This is a genomic window from Azospirillum halopraeferens DSM 3675, assembly GCF_000429625.1.
In the GTDB taxonomy this organism is placed as follows: domain Bacteria; phylum Pseudomonadota; class Alphaproteobacteria; order Azospirillales; family Azospirillaceae; genus Azospirillum; species Azospirillum halopraeferens.
The window spans coordinates 88,683-105,348 of record NZ_AUCF01000016.1 but is presented as its reverse complement, the minus strand read 5'-3'; the positions used below and the strand labels follow the sequence as shown (position 1 = coordinate 105,348).

General features: G+C 66.9%; 16 protein-coding genes. 5 read left to right on the top strand and 11 right to left on the bottom strand.

The features are described from left to right. Positions 1-55: 55 nt before the first annotated feature. From G472_RS0116570 to G472_RS0116555, 4 genes are read right to left on the bottom strand one after another with little or no spacing between them, the layout of a single operon-like run. On the bottom strand, positions 56-475 hold the full coding sequence (locus G472_RS0116570; RefSeq protein ID WP_029009297.1) for a hypothetical protein: 420 nt from the start codon (positions 473-475) through the stop codon (positions 56-58). A gap of 26 nt (positions 476-501) precedes the next feature. After that, positions 502-762 (bottom strand): hypothetical protein, encoded by a 261-nt coding sequence (locus G472_RS0116565; protein ID WP_029009296.1) that lies wholly within the window; start codon positions 760-762, stop codon positions 502-504. Between the two features lie 10 nt (positions 763-772). Further along, on the bottom strand, positions 773-2,044 hold the full coding sequence (flgE, locus tag G472_RS0116560; RefSeq protein WP_029009295.1) for a flagellar hook protein FlgE: 1,272 nt from the start codon (positions 2,042-2,044) through the stop codon (positions 773-775). Positions 2,045-2,071: 27 nt separating this feature from the next. Beyond that, positions 2,072-2,728, bottom strand: coding sequence for a flagellar hook assembly protein FlgD (locus tag G472_RS0116555; RefSeq protein ID WP_029009294.1), 657 nt, complete (start codon positions 2,726-2,728; stop codon positions 2,072-2,074). A 239-nt stretch (positions 2,729-2,967) separates the two neighbouring features. On the opposite strand from G472_RS0116555, the gene G472_RS0116550 reads away from it, so the two are divergent. Then, positions 2,968-3,297: a hypothetical protein gene (locus G472_RS0116550; RefSeq protein ID WP_084536707.1), complete on the top strand. Its 330-nt coding sequence runs from the start codon at positions 2,968-2,970 to the stop codon at positions 3,295-3,297. 188 nt (positions 3,298-3,485) lie between these two features. Here G472_RS0116550 and G472_RS0116545 read toward each other — a convergent pair whose 3' ends face one another. The 3 genes from G472_RS0116545 to G472_RS0116535 are packed head-to-tail and all read right to left on the bottom strand — an operon-like array spanning position 3,486 to position 6,850. Beyond that, positions 3,486-4,706, bottom strand: a complete 1,221-nt coding sequence (locus tag G472_RS0116545) for an IS256 family transposase (protein WP_029009292.1) — start codon at positions 4,704-4,706, stop codon at positions 3,486-3,488. Between the two features lie 18 nt (positions 4,707-4,724). After that, complete coding sequence (locus tag G472_RS33685; RefSeq protein WP_051340913.1) at positions 4,725-6,128, bottom strand: sensor histidine kinase; 1,404 nt, start codon at positions 6,126-6,128, stop codon at positions 4,725-4,727. Further along, a complete protein-coding gene (locus G472_RS0116535) occupies positions 6,125-6,850 on the bottom strand; it encodes a response regulator (RefSeq protein ID WP_029009291.1) in 726 nt (241 codons plus the stop codon). The genes G472_RS33685 and G472_RS0116535 overlap by 4 nt, the downstream gene beginning before the upstream one ends. 201 nt (positions 6,851-7,051) lie before the next feature. Here G472_RS0116535 and G472_RS40805 point away from each other — a divergent pair, with 201 nt between their 5' ends. The 4 genes from G472_RS40805 to G472_RS33680 all read left to right on the top strand — a co-directional run bounded on the left by G472_RS40805 (position 7,052) and on the right by G472_RS33680 (position 12,471). Then, positions 7,052-7,780, top strand: coding sequence for a (2Fe-2S)-binding protein (locus G472_RS40805; RefSeq protein WP_425387989.1), 729 nt, complete (start codon positions 7,052-7,054; stop codon positions 7,778-7,780). Then, positions 7,780-8,799: an FAD binding domain-containing protein gene (locus G472_RS0116525; RefSeq protein ID WP_029009289.1), complete on the top strand. Its 1,020-nt coding sequence runs from the start codon at positions 7,780-7,782 to the stop codon at positions 8,797-8,799. Before G472_RS40805 ends, G472_RS0116525 begins: the two co-directional genes overlap by 1 nt. Then, positions 8,799-10,991 (top strand): xanthine dehydrogenase family protein molybdopterin-binding subunit, encoded by a 2,193-nt coding sequence (locus tag G472_RS0116520; protein WP_029009288.1) that lies wholly within the window; start codon positions 8,799-8,801, stop codon positions 10,989-10,991. The genes G472_RS0116525 and G472_RS0116520 overlap by 1 nt, the downstream gene beginning before the upstream one ends. Before the next feature lie 253 nt (positions 10,992-11,244). After that, the gene (locus tag G472_RS33680; protein WP_084536701.1) at positions 11,245-12,471 is read left to right on the top strand and encodes an alpha/beta hydrolase; all 1,227 of its coding nucleotides are present in this window, start codon (positions 11,245-11,247) and stop codon (positions 12,469-12,471) included. Positions 12,472-12,596: 125 nt separating this feature from the next. Here G472_RS33680 and G472_RS0116510 read toward each other — a convergent pair whose 3' ends face one another. Genes G472_RS0116510 through G472_RS0116495 form a run of 4 tightly spaced genes read right to left on the bottom strand, consistent with a single transcriptional unit; the run spans position 12,597 to position 16,645 of the window. Then, positions 12,597-13,337 (bottom strand): SDR family NAD(P)-dependent oxidoreductase, encoded by a 741-nt coding sequence (locus G472_RS0116510; protein ID WP_029009287.1) that lies wholly within the window; start codon positions 13,335-13,337, stop codon positions 12,597-12,599. Next, positions 13,334-14,686 (bottom strand): FAD-binding oxidoreductase, encoded by a 1,353-nt coding sequence (locus G472_RS0116505; protein ID WP_029009286.1) that lies wholly within the window; start codon positions 14,684-14,686, stop codon positions 13,334-13,336. Before G472_RS0116505 ends, G472_RS0116510 begins: the two co-directional genes overlap by 4 nt. Further along, a complete protein-coding gene (locus G472_RS33675) occupies positions 14,683-15,681 on the bottom strand; it encodes a lysylphosphatidylglycerol synthase transmembrane domain-containing protein (protein ID WP_051340911.1) in 999 nt (332 codons plus the stop codon). The genes G472_RS0116505 and G472_RS33675 overlap by 4 nt, the downstream gene beginning before the upstream one ends. A gap of 16 nt (positions 15,682-15,697) precedes the next feature. Beyond that, positions 15,698-16,645: a decaprenyl-phosphate phosphoribosyltransferase gene (locus G472_RS0116495; protein WP_084536699.1), complete on the bottom strand. Its 948-nt coding sequence runs from the start codon at positions 16,643-16,645 to the stop codon at positions 15,698-15,700. Between the last annotated feature and the right edge of the window lie 21 nt (positions 16,646-16,666).

Below are 16,666 nucleotides of genomic sequence, written 5' to 3'. Positions count from 1 at the left end.
GCTTTGCATTGATCGATAGGGTGATACCGACGGCATCATTCTGATGCCGTCGGTATCAGACGGTGATCCGCAGGGCGGACCGGGCCGGCGCCCGGGCACGCAACGCCTCGCCGATGGCGTCACGGTGCGCCTGCGCCACCCGCGCCGCGGCGGCGAGCGTGCACACCGACCGCGCGGTGCCGGCCAGCGGACCGGATGCGGCGGCCAGCGTGGCGGCCTGTACGGCGGCGCGCACGTCGGGCGGGACGCGGGCGCTGCGGCCGGCGCTCAGCGCCTCGCGCAGCGCGTCGCCCCGGGCGCGCAGCAGCATCTGCATGGAGCCCGCCGCCAGCAGGGCGTCGCGCGCCCGCCCCTCGGCCGCGGCGCGGGCGGCGCGCCCGGCGTCGTCGGCAAGGCGGGCGACGAAATCGGCGATCTCCGCGACGGGATCCGGGCGCAGGGTGTCGGGAATCCGGGGACGCAGCGTCGGTGCCATGGCGTGTCCTTTCCGTGGTTGGGGTATCAGCGCCGCAGGCTGCCGGTGCGGCCGTAGACGACGGCCGCGGCTCCGGCCGCGGCGGTGCGGCGCAGCCGCGCCCCCACCGCGCCGTGCTCGGCCAGCAGCCGGCCGCGCAGATCCAGCAGATCGTCGATCAGGGCCAGGCGCTCGGCCGGGGGCGCGGCGGTGCCGCGGAGGTGGCGGGCGACCCGGTCCTCCAGGCGCCGCAGCTCGCCCATCAGGCGCCGTTCGGCATCGGCAGGGTCGGCAGAGGGGGTGTCCATCGCCCGGACCTCACCGCTTCGTGGCGAGCAGGGTGTCGATCATCTCCTGGGAGGTCGTCACCACCTTGGAGGCGGCGGTGTAGGCCTGCTGGGCGACGATCATCCGGCTGAACTCGTCGGTCAGTTCGACCGTGGAGCTTTCCAGGGCGCTGGCGGTGATGGAGCCGGCCTTGCCGTCGCCGGCGGTGCGGAGCTGGTAGGCGCCGGCCTCGGCGGTGGCCTTGAAGAGGTTGCCGGTTTCGCTGTCCAGGCCGTTTGGATTGGGAAAGGTGGCGATGGGAATCTGATAGATCGCCCGGCTCTCGCCGTTGTCGAACACCGCCCGGACGATTCCGTTCTCGTCGATCCGGGTGCCGGAGAAGGTGCCGGGCTTGTAGCCGTTCTGCCGGTTCTCCAGGTCCAGCGCCGGCTTGGAGGCGCCCGACGCGTACTGGGTCAATCCATCGGCGCGTCCGGCGGTGCCGAGGTCGAGGGTGACGGTGCTGTCGCCGGCGCCGGTCGTCCATCCCGTCACCGTGATCGTCGGCGGGTCGGGATCCATGGTGGCGAGCGAACCGTCGGCGTTGAACGTGATGTCCACGGGGAAGCCGCCGATGGTGCCGGTGGTGACCGTGGAATCGGTGGGTTTGGTCGGGTCGTTGGCGCTCAGCGACCAGGAATTCTCCCCGGTCTTCGTCCAGGTCAGGGTGACCGCGTGGCTGTTGCCCAGCGAGTCGAACATCTCCACGTCGTAGGTGAAGCTGTCGCCGGCGTCGGCGTCGGACGGCAGATTGCCGTCGATCGCCATCTCGGTGGTCGCTTTGGGCGTTCCCGTGATGCCCGTGACCTTGACCGCCGTCAGGCTGTCGACCGACCCCTTGTTGCCGGCAATGACCTTGCCGTTTTCGTCCAGCGCCCAGCCGTAGAGATAGACGCCGTCGCTGTTGGTCAGATAGCCGTTGGCGTCGGGGGTGAAGGAGCCGTTGCGGGTGTACATCACCCCGCCGTTGGCGGAGGAGTTCGACACCACGAAGAATCCGTCGCCACTGATCGCCAGGTTCGAGGTGGTCGAACTCGACTGGATGTCGCCCTGACGGCCTATGTTGCGGTAGTTGGAGGCCAGGACGCCGCCGGTCTGGGTGTCGACCGACGTCGTCTTGTTGAGATAGGAGGTGAAGTTGGTGCCGGTGCCCTTGAAACCGACCGTCGAGGAGTTGGCGATGTTGCCGGAGATCGAGCTGAGCGCCTTGCCCTGGGCCATCAGGCCGGAGGTGGCGGTGTAGAGAGCGCTGGAAATGCTCATGGTCGCACCCGTTGCAGGCCGGAGGGATCAGGACAGCGAAACGACGTCGTCGATGCGGACATCGACGCCGCCGACGCTGAGCGTGGTGGCGGAGCCGGAAGTGTCGACCGAGGTCACGGTCCCCTTGATGCGGGTCTCGGTGCCGATCGTCGCTCCGGAGGCGTCGCGCGCCGTCACGGTCAGCGTGTAGGCTCCGGAGGAGTGTTTGGTGCCGTCGCTGCCGGTGCCGTCCCAGGTCAGCGTGTGGCTGCCCTGCGCGGTCTCCCCGTCGGCGCGGTAGACCACCGTCCCGTTCGCGTCGGTGACCGTCAGCGACACCGACGCGGCGGCGGAATCCAGCTCATAGACCCAGGTGGCGGAGCCGTTCTGCAGGGCGGTGGTGTCGCCTTTCGCTTCGATGGTGCGGCCGAGATAGCCGATGGCGGCGATGCCGGACCCGATCCGGGAGACCGCGGAGTTGAGGCTGTCGAGCTTCTTGCCGTTGGCGACGTCCTGTTCCAGGGATGCGAGCTGGACGAGTTGGCTGGTGTACTGGGAGGCGTCGACCGGGTTGGTGGGATCCTGGACCTCGAGCTGCTTGAGAAGCAGGGTCAGGAACGACTGATAGTTCTCGGCCAGGGACGCCGATGAGCTTTTCGTCGAGGACGCCGTCTGCGTCGTGGCGGTGTTGTTGTCGACCTGCATGGATGGTCTCCGGGGTGCAGCGTCCCGTTCGCGCAGGGCAGGGCCTGCGCGTCGCCGGGACGGTGTGTCGGCTGGCGGGGGGCTGCGGCTGCGCCTTTGCCCCATGTTCCGAAGCGTTTCACGCACCGGGCCGGAAAAGCTGGCGCACTTTTTTAACGGGGTGCGCGGGACATTTTCCGCGCCAGCTTTCGGGGTGCCGTCCGTGACACGGTGAGACACGCAACCGAAGGAACCGGATGATGGTGACCGACGACCACGAGGCGATGACCGGCAACATGCTGCTGCACGTCAACCTGCTGGCCCTGCGGGCGCTGCTGGTCAAGTTGATGGAAGAGCGGTTCCTCGCCACGGGCGACCCGGCCGGCAAGGCGGACGAGTGGCTGAGCCTGTTCGGAGCGGCGGCCGACCGCATGACCTTTCCGGACGCGACGCCGGAGTGGAGCGACCTGGCGGCGCAGGAGTTTCGCGACATCCTGGTGCAGATGATCGACCAGGCGCGCGCCCTGGCGATGCGCCGCCCCGCCACCGACCCCGCCGCCGCCGGCGTCCGCCGTCCCCGCGCCGCCTGAGGCGCGGGGGGCGTCCCGTCAGATGGACAGGCGCCTGGCGATGCGCGCGGGGACGGCGCGGATGATCGTCACGCGTCGGGGGCGGATTTCGGTGATGTCTCCCCCATGGTCTCAGGCAACGGGACCTCCGGGAATCCCGTGCGGTGGGCCTATCCGGAATTTCGTGCTCGGCGGGGCGGATTTCATTTTCAGGCGGTCATCGCCTTTGCGAACCGCTCGCCGAAGATGACGGCCATCTGTGCCTTGGCGGCCGTCCATTCCCGCGGCGGCATCTTCCAGTCTTTCTCGGCGCGGTTCAAGACGAGAAACAGGAGCTTCAGGGCGGCCTCGTCGTTGGGGAAATGCCCCCTGGCCCGCACCGCCCGACGCAGCTTGGAGTTCAAGGCCTCGATGGCGTTGGTGGTGTAGAGGATACGTCGAACCTCGCGGGGGAAGGCGAAGAAGGGGATGACCTCCTGCCACGCCCGGCGCCACGCCTTGCCGATGGCCGCGTATTTTTCGCCCCAGGGACCGTCTTCGAAGGCGCTCAGGGCCACCTCGGCGGCCTTGTCATCGACGGCGTCGTAGACCGTCTTCAGCGCGGCGGCGATGGCCTTGCGGTCCTTCCAGGACGCGAACTCCATGCTGTGGCGCAGCAGGTGGACGATGCAGGTTTGGACGATCGTCTCGGGATAGGCGGCGGCGATCGCTTCGGGAAAGCCCTTCAGCCCGTCGACCACGGCCAGCAGGATGTCCTCCACGCCCCGGTTCTTCAGCTCATTGAGAACGCGCAGCCAGAACTTGGCGCCTTCGTTCTGTTCGATCCACAGGCCCAGCACCTCCTTGGTGCCGTCGGCCCGCACGCCGATCGCCACATGGATGGCCTTGTTGCGCACCAGGCCCTCGTCCCGGATCTTGACCCGGATGGCATCCAGGAACACCAGCGGGTAGATCGCCTCCAGGGGCCGGTTCTGCCACGTCGTCACCTCCTCGATCACCGCGTCCGTCACCGTGGAGATCAGGTCGGCCGAGACCTCGATGCCATAGAGCTCCCGCAGGTGCCCCGTGATCTCCCGCGTCGACATACCCCGCGCGTACATCGAGATGATCTTCTCGTCGAAGCCGGGGAAGCGGCGCTGGTACTTGGCGATCAGCGCCGGATCGAACGTTCCCGTCCGGTCGCGTGGGATGGACAGGTCCATCGACCCGCCCTCGGTCAGCACCGTCTTGCGGCCGTAGCCGTTGCGACGGTTGCCGCTCTCGTCACCGGCCAGGTGATGATCCAGTTCCGCCTTCAGCGCCCGCTCCGTCAGCGCCTCCTTCAACTGGTCGAGCAAGCCGTTCTGCTCGAACGCCGTCTTGGCATCCGCCCCCGCCAGCAGTTGGTCGAGGATCGCGTCGGGGATAACCGGCTCTTTGCGTCGCGCCATTCTGGGTCTCCTTCTGCTTCAGGATAACCCCGCCGAGCACGAAATTCCGGATAGGCCCGGTGCGTTCACCGGAAGGCTGACGACGAAGCGGGCACCGCCATTGCGTGCATCCTCAGCCGTCAGGGAGCCGCCATTCGACTCGACCACCATTTTCGAGATCGCGAGACCGAGCCCCGAACCTCCGGTGTCGCGGCTGCGCGACGTTTCAAGCCGCACGAATGGTTCAAAGACACGCTCCCGCTCTTGGACAGGGATGCCCGGCCCGTTGTCCTCGATAATGATGAGTGCGCGGTCTTCGCTGCGTAGGAGCGTGATCCACGCCTGTCCCCCATAGCGTATCGCATTCTCAGCGATGTTGCGCACAGCCCTTTTCAGGCTGGCTTGCCGAGCTTCAACGATGACGTCATCCGTAATGGACGCGCTCGCATCGCCACCCGCCTCCCGCAATTCATCGACCAGGTGTCCGAGCATCCGACCGAGGTCCACACGAACCATCGGCTCTGCGGTCCCCGCCCCGCGTGCGAGAGCGAGAGCCGATTCAACGAGGGTCTGCATCTCATCCAGGCAGTTGCCCATGCGCTCCCGCGTTTCCTCCTCGTCGACCATTTCGAGTCTCAGGCGCATGGCGGTGATCGGAGAGCGAAGGTCATGGCCGAGTGCCGCCAGCATGGTTGCTCGCTCCGCAAGCAGCCTGGTCAGCCGGTCCGACATATCGTCGAAAGCCGTCGCGAGGCGCCGCACTTCGTCGGGTCCCGAGCCCCCCATCGGTTGAACCGCGCCGCCTCGCCCGAGGCGTTCAGCATTCTCAGCAAGCTGTTGCAGCGGGCGCGAAATGCGCCCGACGAGCACCCACACGACGGCGATCACTGCCGCGCCCGTCAGGAGCATCGAGGCAAGGGCCGGCCACGCCCATTGCAAAGGCGGTCCTCCGGTATCGATGCGCGCATTCAGCCATCGCCCGTCTCGCAGGGAGGCGGAAACAGCGAGCTGATAGGGGTCGTCATCCTCGTCGTGGCTCAAGCCGGTCGGCAGGGCCGCCATCGCTTCACCTTCAATCAGAGCCAGACGGACCGACCGCTGAGGCGAAGCCGCGAGGACGCTCCGGATGTGCGCCGACGGGAACGAGAGCGGGTCGGCGCCGGGGGCATCCGAAAGCGCACTGCGGTCGATGCTCAGCCGGAAATCGAGCGACTCCGCGGCTTGCATGATGGCGGAGTGCCTATCGCCCGGCGCTGCCTCGAGCGCATTGGCGACCGTCAGGACACGGCTGGTGCCGTCCTTGGCCAACGTTGCGAGAATCGAGTCGCTTCGTTCCTTGATGAACAGCCAGACGCTGAGACACTGCACGAGGGCCAATGCCAGGAGCAGAAGTGCGACAAGCTGGCCACGGATGGATCGCGGCCTTTCGAAACGGATTTTCACGTGTTCTCCGTGACGTCGACCATGAAACAGTACCCGCCGCCTCTGACCGTTGCGATCAGTTCGGGGCTTGTCACGTCCCGTTCGATTTTTCGCCGCAGGCGGCTCACCTGATTGTCGATTGCCCGATCGAATAGGGTCGCCTCGCGCCCGCTGGTCAGGTCAAGCAGCCGATCGCGTGATAAAACCATGCGGGGACGTTCGAGGAAGGCTACAAGAAGCTGATAGTCGCCCATTGTCAGGGCCACTTCCTTGTTATCCTCATCGATCAGGATACGGCGATCGACATCGAGCGTCCACCGGTCGAAGCGCAAGCGCTTGCCGCCATATGGCCCGCCGAGCGCCACCTGCGGGCGTTCCGTTCGGCGCAGGATCGCCTTGATGCGCGCAAGGACCTCTCTGGGATTGAAAGGTTTGGCGAGATAGTCGTCGGCGCCGAGTTCGAGGCCGATGATCCTGTCGGTGTCCTCACCGAGCGCGGTCAGCATCAACACGCCGACGTCACGTTCAACACGGAGACGGCGGCAGGCAGAGAGGCCATCTTCGCCAGGCATCATGATATCAAGCACGACGAGATCGAAACGGCTTTCGGCCATCGCTTTGTCCATTGCCTTCGTGCTCTCGACGGCGGTGGCGCGAAAACCGTTCCGCTCGAGATAGCGCTTCAGCGCGTCCCGGATCTCGCGATGGTCGTCCACGATCAGGATGTTCGGTGTCGTTGTCATGACGCAGAGATTACCTGAAACCACGCTCAAGACTTAGCCAACTTTTTGTAATCTGCTGTCGCAAATCGGAATTTTGCGACACTCGATTACATTTCCGCCGCCCGTCCGGCACACGGCCGCGACGCTGCCACACTACACTCAAGCCGTCACGACACGCCTTATGTTGTCGAAGCGCAATGAACAGGCTTGGAGAACAGACGAGTGGCAGACAGAGCTTCCGATCATCTTCCATCGTGCCTCCAGAAGTGCGCGCTGCGCTCGTCTGCATCCGGCATTGAGCAGGGCGAGGACCGCGCCGTCGGAGAGCCGGCGAACGGTGTCGCGGCGGACCTCGCGATCAGCCGCCGGACAACCCTGAAGGGGCCGGTTGCCGTGGCGGCGTTCGGAATACTTGTTGACGATCACGCCGTTGCGCAAGGCGACGGAGCAGCGCACGAACCGGTCGTACCCGAACCAAACAGGGCTATCCTCAGGACAAAGGTCAACGGACAGCCCGTCCATCTGACGATCGACGCGCGCGCATCACTTCTGGATGTCTTGCGGGATACCCTGGGGCTGACGGGAACGAAAAAAGGTTGCGGCCAGGGTCAATGCGGCGCCTGTACCGTGCATGTTGATGGTCAGAGAATCCTGTCCTGCCTGACCTTCGCTGCCTGGGCCGACGGTCGCGAGATCACCACCATCGAGGGGATTGGCAGCGGTGGCGAGTTGCATGTGATGCAGCAAGCCTTCATCGACCATGACGCTCTTCAATGCGGGTACTGCACACCCGGCCAGATCATGGCTGCCATAGCCTGCGTGAACGAGGGGCACGCGAATTCACCTGAAGAAATACGCGAATTCATGAGCGGGAACCTCTGCCGATGCGGGGCCTATCCGGGCATCGTCGCTGCGATCGCGGACGCGGCCGCAAAAATGAGGAGGGGCTGATGGAACCGATAGCCTACAGCGTCCCAACCAGTGCCGAGCAGGCAGTAAGCGAGCTTATGTCCGAAGCCGGTGCATGCTACGTTGCCGGCGGAACGTCACTTTTTGATCTCATGAAGCTCAGGGTGGAACGTCCCAGCCGGCTGATCGATATAACGCGCATTGGGTATGATGCGATCTCGACGTCGGGCTCCGAATTGCGCATCGGCGCGAATGCGACGATGAGCAATGTCGCGGAAAATCCGACCATTGCGCGCGACTACCCGATCCTGACGGAAGCCCTGCTGAAGGGTGCTTCGCAACAATTGCGCAACATGGCGACCGTAGGAGCGAACCTGCTCCAGCGGACGCGGTGCTCGTATTTCCGGCACGGAGCCGGCGCAATCGCCTCGGCAGGCAGCATCTATCCCTGCAACAAGCGCGAGCCGGGAAGCGGCTGCGCGGCCATCGGCGGTCTCGATCGTACCCAGGCGGTTCTCGGCGTCAGCGGCGCCTGTACGGCTGTTTCTCCGGGCGATTGGCCGGTCGCGCTGACCGCGCTTGATGCGCGCATCAATATCTTTGGGCCGAACGGTCGGCGCGACCTTCCCGTCTCGGGTCTCTACCGCCTGCCGGGAAACACTCCACACCTCGAGTTCGACCTCAAACGCGGCGAGTTGATCACCGAGATCATCATTCCCAAGACCGCTTCCGGCTTGCATTCAACGTACCACAAGGTCCGTGATCGGGAATCCTATGCCTTCGCCCTTGCATCCGCGGCAGTGGCGTTGGAGCTGAACGGGTGGAAGATCGAGCACGCGCATGTGGCGCTCGGCGGGGTTGCGACCCGGCCCTGGCGAGCCCCCGAGACGGAGCAATTCCTGATTGGCAAGACCATCCGTCGCGAAACAGCCCTGGAAGCAGCGCGGCTTGCTTTCGTCAACGCACAGCCCGGCCGCCACAATGGCTTCAAGGTCGAACTCGGCATCCGCACACTCGCGGATGCATTGATGATTGCTTCCGAAAGAACGAGGACAGTTTGATGTCCATCGAAAAACTGCCCGATCGCGAGCGGATTGATGCCTTCGACAAGGTGCGTGGCGCGACCAGGTACGCGGCGGATTTCCAAAGTCCGGGCATGCTCCATGCTGTGCTCGTCCCCTCTCCCATCGCCAAGGGAACGGTCGTCCGGATCAACGAGACCGATGCGCTGGCCGTCCCCGGCGTGCTGCGACTGCTTACGTCGAAGGATTTTCCGGAGCCGGATCCAGATTTCGAAGCCCCAACCGGCGAGGATGACGAAGACGAGGAGGAGGGCTTTTCTGCTCCTTCCACCGTCGTCGACGTGATTGCTTATCGTGGTCAACCGATCGCAGTGGTCATCGCGGAGACGCTCGAGGCCGCGATCGAGGGCGCGGAGAAAGTCACGGGTGAATACGAGGAAGAACCTTTCTCGGTTGTGATGGAGAGCCCGGGCGCTCGTCGTGAACCCATCGATGAAGAGATCACCTCGGGGAATGCGGCGGAAGCCTTCGGCCGCGCCTCTGTGGTCGTGGACGAAACCTATGTTTCACCAACCCAGCATCACAATCCGCTCGAGCTGCTGGGCGCGATGGCGGTGTTCGAGGACGGACGGCTGACCATCTACGACACGACGCAGCATACGATGGGCGTCAAGAACGCCATTGCCGCCTCGCTATGGATCGACCCGGCCAGAATCGACGTGAAGAGCACCTCGATCGGCGGCGGCTTCGGCCAAAAAGCCCACGCTTACGGCTACTCGGTGATCGCAGCGCATGCTGCCATCCTGACCGGCAGGCCGGTCAGGATTGTCATCCCGCGCGGCCATATCTTCCATATCGCGTCCTACCGGCCGAAAAGCGTGCATCATGTTCGCCTCGGCGCCGATTCCAGCGGCAGGATGATCGCGGTCCGGTATGTCGCCGAGCATGAGAATTCGCTCGCAGGCGGATTGTCTCCCGCCGAGTACCATGAGGGAACGCCCAGACTCTATGACATTGCGAACTACCATGGCGGCGGCATACAGGTTCGTCTGGACCGGCCGGATGCCGGGTTCATGCGATGCCCGTTCCCGCATCAGGCATGTTTCGCCTTCGAGAGCGCGGTCGATGAGCTCGCTCACAAGCTCGGGATGGATCCCGTCGCGCTTCGCCTGCAGAATGACGGACAAATTGATCCGATGTCCGGCAAGCCGTATTCCTCCCGGTTCGTCACCGAATGCATCACGGAGGGTGCGCGCCGTTTCGGCTGGTCACAGCGATCGCGCGCCCCCGGTTCGATGACCGCTCCCGACGGGACGCAAATCGGCTGGGGCATGGCGCTCGGCAACTATCCGTCTTCGATGTCGCCCGCAATCGCGACCTTGCGCATAACCGCGAATGGCAAGACACGCATTGCGATTTCCGGCCATGAAATGGGACAGGGCATCAAGACGACGATCGCCAACGTCCTGCTCGATGGGTTGGACATCGATCCGATGGGGCTGGAGGTCGTTGTCGGCGACACGAGCGCAGCACCGCAGCACCAGACGGCCGGCTCGTGGGGCACGGCCGGATGCGTGCCGGCGACCTTCAAGGCGGTCACGCACATGCAGGCAGCCCTGCGAGAGCTCCTGGATGGCAGGTCCGTGCCGGGCAGCATCCACCGGCAACTGGCCACCATCCGGCGCCCCTACCTGCAGGTTGAGGTTTCCGAAGTCGCACCGGGCCAGGCTCCGGAGGCGCTGGAGTATCTTCGGGTGAGTGGCGATGCGACGGCCGGACCGGAGTATCCCGATTTCACGTCGATGAGCTGGATTGCCCATTTCGTCGAAGTCCGCGTCGAACCGACCACCCGCCGCATCCGGATGCCGCGTTGCGTCAGCATCGTCGATTGCGGTCGCGTCATCAGCCCGCGCACGGCGCGAAGCCAGGTCCATGGCGGCGTGGTCTGGGCCTTCAGCGCAGCCTTGCGGGAAGCAACCGAGATCGATCCCCGCTACGGAGGCTATCTCAACAGCGATCTTGCCGAATACCTCGTCGCCGTAAACGCTGACATTGGCGAAATCGAGGTCGGTTTCGTCGACAAGCCGGACCCGTTGGCCAATTCCACCGGGCTCAAGAACCTTGGTGAGGTCGTGATGGCCGGAGCATCGGCAGCGATCGCGAACGCCATCTTCCATGCGACCGGCACGCGCCTGCGCTCGATGCCGTTTCGGATTGAGGATCTGCTATAGCAATCGCCGCAGAATCGCCGATAGGCCGTGTGCGGTCCGGTCCGAGCGTTCGATGGTCACGGTGGAAGAACCGTGCGGGCCGCGCATCGGTCACCGCCACGCCGGTGCGAAAGCAGCCGCAACCGCTGCGAATAGCCCGGATCGTGGATCTGGCATACACATAATGCGACGATTTCACCGCATGTCAGGCTTGAGCCGTTGATCACCTGGCCGCTCAGCACGGACCTTCACTGCCATCGGTCGAGACAAGAACATGAAACGACAGGCCGGACACCTCATCACCACGCTCCTTCTTGTGGCTGCCGCATTGGGATCGGCGATGATAGGAGGGTGCACCGTGCGAGGGGCCGCTGCGGAACTCATGGACAATTCCTCAGGTTTCCGGACCCATATCGAGACTGCCCGGGAACGGGTTCGGGCGCATCGCAATTTCCAGACGCAGAATCCGGACGGTGAAGTCGAGTGGAACATCCCATTCGAGCTTCGTCCGGCCACGCCAACCACCAAGGCTATCCTGCTGGTGCATGGATTGGGCGATTCGCCGTGGTCCTTCATCGATGTGGCGCACGATCTGGCCAATCGGGGCTATGTGGTGCGCACGCTGTTGCTGCCGGGACATGGCACCAAGCCTGCCGACCTGATCGGCATCCGGCTGGAGGACTGGCAACGGCTGGTCGGTGAACAAATCCGCCTGCTCCAGATGGAGTTCGCCGACGTCTGGCTCGGAGGCTTTTCGACCGGCGCCAACTTGGTGCTCGACCATGCGTTGGGCGACCCCCATATTCGTGGACTGGTGCTGTTCTCCCCGGCATTCCGCTCGAACGAGATCTTCGACTGGGCCACGCCGTGGCTCGTTCATGTGAAGCCCTGGCTGCTCTCTCCCGAGAGACATCCGCTGCAATCACCGCTGCGCTATCACATCGTGCCCACCAATGGCCTGGCCCAGTTCTACCGCAGCAGCGTGGCGGTCCGGAAGCACCTGAGGCATCGAACCTTCGATCGTCCCGCGATCCTCGTGCTCGCAGAGCACGATTCCGTCGTCGACGTCCACCATGTGCGGCACCTGTTCAAGTGCCGCTTCACCCATGCGGCCAGCCGGTTGATCTGGTATGGAAACATCCCGCCCGAGGCTACCCCTTCGTCGCGGATCCTGGTGCGCACCGATGCGCTTCCACAGCAGCGCATCAGCCAGTTCTCGCACATGGGCATCCTGTTCTCGCCGGACAACGCACTGTATGGGCGCCATGGCAGCGAACGCATCTGCTTCAACGGACAGACGGATGAGGCCACGGCGCGCTGCCAGTCGGGTGAACCCGTCTGGTACTCCGACTGGGACTATCGGGAGCCGGGCAAGGTTCATGCGCGCCTCACCTTTAATCCTTACTTCGATTGGCAGTCGCAGGTCATTCAGGATGTACTGAATTCGACTGAAGACGTTGCCGCAAGAATTCCGGCCGCTTTCGCGCCGGCGTGCCGGTGACAGCGGGGCTGTCGCAGACGGTCTCCTCCCGCGAGTCCGTACGCGAGCGGGAGGCCAAGCTCGCTCCTTCGTTCACGGACGCCCGGCGCCGTGCCGCCGCCTGAGGCGCGCGGGGGGGCGTCCCGTCAGATCGACAGGCGCTTGAAGATGCGCTCGGGGATGGCGCGGATGATCGTCATGATGCCCAGCCAGAACCAGGGGAAGTACAGGACCTCCCGCCCCCTTGCGGCGGCGTCCAGGCAGGCGCGGGCGCAGGCGTCCGGCGGGGCGGCGAGCGGCACCGGCAGGCCCCAGGTCATGGCGGTGTCGAGGAAGCCGGGCTTCACCGTGGTGACCGTCACTCCCTTGCGGTGCAGGCGCGCCCGCAGCCCCTGCGCATAAGCGTGCAGCCCGGCCTTAGCCGAGCCGTAGATGTGGTTGGGCAGACGGCCGCGGTCGCCGGCGACGGAGCCCAGCACGACCACGCGGCCCCGCCCCTGCGCCTCCAGCACCGGCGCCAGATGGGCCAGCACCGACACCGCGCCGAGGTAGGTCGTGCGGATGCACGCCAGCGCGAGCGCCACGTCCGTCTCCATGGCCGTCTGGTCGGGCATCAGGGCGAAGGCGAGGAAGACGTTGAGGGTGCCGGGCGTCGCCTGCCGGGCCGCGGCGACGAAGGCGGCATGGGAGTCCGTGTCGGCGGCGTCGAAGGGCAGCACGCCCGCCGGCGTGCCGAAGCGGGTGCGCAGGTCGGCGGCGGTGCGCGCCATGTCGTCGCCGTCGCGGCCGGCCAGCAGCACGGCGTCGCCGCGCTCCGCCGCGGCGCGGGCGAAGGCGCGGGCGACGGCGGAGGAGGCGCCGAGGATCAGCCAGGTCTCACCGGTCATGCCGCGTCCTCCCGGATGCGCAGGCGCCGCGCCATGTCGGAGGACAGGCGGCCGTCGGGGTCGAGACGGGACAGCACGGCGCGGAAGTCCCCGAGGCGCGGGTGCATGGCGGCGAATCCGTCGGCCGACAGGGCGGAGTCCTTGGCAAGGTAGATGCGCCCGCCATGGTCGAGGGTGATGCGCTCCAGCCGCGCCAGCAGATCGGGGATGCCGGAGCCGTGGGGCAGGTCGAGCGCCAGGGTGTAGCCGCGCATGGGGAACGACAGCATGCCGCGCCCCTCGCCCCCCAGCGTCTTCAGCACGGCCAGGAACGAGGCGGCGCGGGCGGCGGAGATGGCCTCCAGCAGGCGGCCCACGCCGGCGCGGGCGTCGGCGTCGGGGATCACGCACTGGAACTGGTGGAAGCCGCGGCGGCCGTAGATGCGGTTCCAGTCGAGCAGGGAATCGAGGGGGTAGAAGAACCGCTCCATGGGCACCGCGCGCTCGCGCCCGCCCTCCGGCACGCGGCGCCGGTAGACGGCGTTGAACAGGCCCACCGACAGGGGGGTCAGGGCGAAGCCGGGAAACTCCACCGGAACCCGCCGCGGCCGGGGCGGGACCGGCGGGGCGGGGTCGTGGTCGGCGATCTCCCCCGTCTCCAGGATGCCGCGGCCCATGGCGCCGCCCTGCGCCAGCGCGTCGATCCAGCCGACGGAATGGGTGGCGGTGTCGCGCGCCGCGACGAAGGCGGCGAAGAAGTCGTCGAGGTCGCGAATACGCCGTTCGGCCACGCGCATGGTGCGCGACGGCGTGCGCACCAGCCGCACCGCGACCTCCAGGATCACGCCGGTCAGGCCGCAGCCGCCGATGGTGGCGGCGAAGACGTCCGGGTTCTCGTCCGGTGCGGCGCGCAGCGTCTCGCCGGACGGGAGCAGCAGCCGCAGCCACGCGGTGTGGTCGCCGAAGCTGCCGACGCGGTCGTGGTTCTTGCCGTGCACGTCGTTGGCGACGGCGCCGCCCAGCGTGGCGAAGGCGGTGCCCGGCGTCACCGGGACCAGCCAGCCCTTCGGCAGGAACACGCGCATCAGGTCGGCGAAGGTCACCCCGGCCTCGCACACCGCAATGCCGGTACCCTCGTCGAAGGACAGGATGCGGTCGAGCCGCTCCATCAGGATCAGCCGCCCCGTGCCGTTGACCGCCTGGTCGCCATAGCTGCGCCCGCGCCCGCGGGCCAGCACGCCACCGGCCGCAGCGACGCCGTCGGCCACGGCGGCCCGCACCTCCGCCACCCGCTCCGGCCGGGCGGCGGTCTGAGGCGCGCGGTCGCGCCGGCCCCAGCCGGGCAGGGCGATGGTCTTCCAGCGGCTCATGCCGTGATGCTCCTCTCTCCCGGACGCCCGGCGGCCGGGCGCCCGGCGACGCGCAGGGCGGCCGGCAGCGCCAGGAAGCCCAGCAGCACGGCGAACCACAGGGTCGTCAGGCGGATGACGGCGGTGGCCGCCAGCGCCACGTCGGCGTCGACCCCCACGGCCAGCAGCAGCCCCATCATGGTCGCCTCGGTGCCGCCCAGGCCGCCCGGCAGCATGGACGCCGCCCCGACCAGCATGGCGAAGGCGAAGATGAACACGCTCTGCGCCGGCGCCACATCGGCGCCCAGCGTCGCGAGCAGCCAGTGGAACGCCAGGCTCTCCGCCGCCCAGCCGGCCATGCTGAGCACCAGGGCGGCGGCGAACAGGCGCGGCGCGTAGAGCAGCGCGTTGCGGCGCAGGGCGGTCCGCAGACCCGCGAACAGCCGCGCCCCCCGCCCGGCCAGTTGGAAGCCGAGGCCGATCGCCCGGTCGAACAGCGCCGGCTTCAGCAGCATGGCGTTGGCCACCACGAGCGCCGCCAGGAAGACGAGGCTGAGCCACGCGTAGGCGGCGAAGCCGACGAGGCTGAGCAGGCACAGGGCCATGACCGCGTTGGCGTCGCCGATGCGGTCGCCGATCAGCAGCGGGGCCGAGCGGGCGTAGGGGATGGCGTGGCGGCGCTCCAGCAGCCACAGGCGCAGCGCCTCGCCGACCTTGCCGGGGGTGGTGGTGAGCGCGAAGCCGGCGGTGAAGAACAGCGCACTGTGCCCCGGCGGCACGCGGATGCCCAGCCGCCCCTCGAACAGGCGCCAGCGCAGCGCGCGCGCGGCGTAGTTGGCCAGCGACAGGGCCAGCAGGCCGGCCACCACCGCCGCGTCCAGCCGCGCCAGGTGCGCCGTCACCTCGCGCCAGCCGGTGGCGACGCCGGCGGCGGCGAAGGCACCCAGCGTCAGCGCCACCGCAAGCACCGTCAGGTGTTCGGCGCGGCGCAGGGAGGAGCGGGAGAAGGCCGGCACGGCGGGGATGGTCCTCTCAGAGGTAGAGGAGGATGGCGAAGGTGGCGATCCAACCGGCAACGGCGCCGATCATGAAGCCGTCGGTCAGCACGATCCGTGTGGGCGAACCGGACCGTTCCTCGACGAAGATGATCTGCAGATAGCGCAGGATGCCGGCAGCGACGAAGGGGATGGTGAGGTACAGTCGCTCGCTGCCCAGGCGCGCCATCACGTCCGTGTCAGTGGTGTAGATGGCGTAGGAGACGAGCAGGGCCCCGGCCGTTGCGGTGAACGCGGAATCCAGGAAGGGCTTGGAATACCCGTTCAGCGCTTGGCGGTGGGTGGCGTCGAGCTGCTTGACCAGGTCGTCCCGCCGCTTGGCCAGGGCCAGGAACAGGGCCAGCAGGAAGGTGCAGACGATGATCCACACGCTGGGCACCACGCCGGCCAGGAGCGCCCCGGCCTCCACCCGCAGGACGAAGCCGATGGCGATGATCAGCACGTCGATGATCGCCCTGTGCTTCAGCCCCAGCGAATAGCCGACGTTGAGCAGCAGATAGCCCGCGGCGACCGCCATGAAGGCGGGCGACAGCAGGGCCGCCCCGGCCAGCCCGCCGGCTGCCAGCACCGCCATCATCACCATGGCCGCCCCCGGCGTGACCGTGCCCGCCGCCAGGGGGCGCCGGCACTTGGTCGGGTGACGGCGGTCGACCTCCCGGTCGAGCCGGTCGTTCAGGATGTAGACCGCGCTCGCCACCAGGCAGAAGCACAGGGTGCCCAGCAGCACCGTCGCCACGGTTGCGGCGCTGACCGCCGCGGGCGTGAAGAACAGCGGCGCCGGGATGAAGCCGTTCTTGATCCACTGGTGCGGCCGCATCAGCCGCACCATACCGTTCAACCGCTCTCCCGCCGACACCCGGCGGGGCGGTGTGTAGGGGGGCGGCTCCGTGTCGGGCCGGTGGGAACGGATGGCAGGATCGGCCATGGATGGGCGTCGTCCACTCTC

What these genes read in the sequence shown, in the direction of transcription:
- G472_RS0116545 (WP_029009292.1), bottom strand. Translation starts at nt 4,706, where the DNA reads ATGGCGCGACGCAAAGAGCCGGTTATCCCCGACGCGATCCTCGACCAA.
- G472_RS33680 (WP_084536701.1), top strand. Translation starts at nt 11,245, where the DNA reads ATGAAACGACAGGCCGGACACCTCATCACCACGCTCCTTCTTGTGGCT.
- G472_RS0116570 (WP_029009297.1), bottom strand. Translation starts at nt 475, where the DNA reads ATGGCACCGACGCTGCGTCCCCGGATTCCCGACACCCTGCGCCCGGAT.
- G472_RS0116510 (WP_029009287.1), bottom strand. Translation starts at nt 13,337, where the DNA reads ATGACCGGTGAGACCTGGCTGATCCTCGGCGCCTCCTCCGCCGTCGCC.
- G472_RS0116535 (WP_029009291.1), bottom strand. Translation starts at nt 6,850, where the DNA reads ATGACAACGACACCGAACATCCTGATCGTGGACGACCATCGCGAGATC.
- G472_RS0116555 (WP_029009294.1), bottom strand. Translation starts at nt 2,728, where the DNA reads ATGCAGGTCGACAACAACACCGCCACGACGCAGACGGCGTCCTCGACG.
- G472_RS0116565 (WP_029009296.1), bottom strand. Translation starts at nt 762, where the DNA reads ATGGACACCCCCTCTGCCGACCCTGCCGATGCCGAACGGCGCCTGATG.
- G472_RS0116495 (WP_084536699.1), bottom strand. Translation starts at nt 16,645, where the DNA reads ATGGCCGATCCTGCCATCCGTTCCCACCGGCCCGACACGGAGCCGCCC.
- G472_RS0116550 (WP_084536707.1), top strand. Translation starts at nt 2,968, where the DNA reads ATGGTGACCGACGACCACGAGGCGATGACCGGCAACATGCTGCTGCAC.
- G472_RS0116525 (WP_029009289.1), top strand. Translation starts at nt 7,780, where the DNA reads ATGGAACCGATAGCCTACAGCGTCCCAACCAGTGCCGAGCAGGCAGTA.
- flgE (WP_029009295.1), bottom strand. Translation starts at nt 2,044, where the DNA reads ATGAGCATTTCCAGCGCTCTCTACACCGCCACCTCCGGCCTGATGGCC.
- G472_RS0116520 (WP_029009288.1), top strand. Translation starts at nt 8,799, where the DNA reads ATGTCCATCGAAAAACTGCCCGATCGCGAGCGGATTGATGCCTTCGAC.
- G472_RS0116505 (WP_029009286.1), bottom strand. Translation starts at nt 14,686, where the DNA reads ATGAGCCGCTGGAAGACCATCGCCCTGCCCGGCTGGGGCCGGCGCGAC.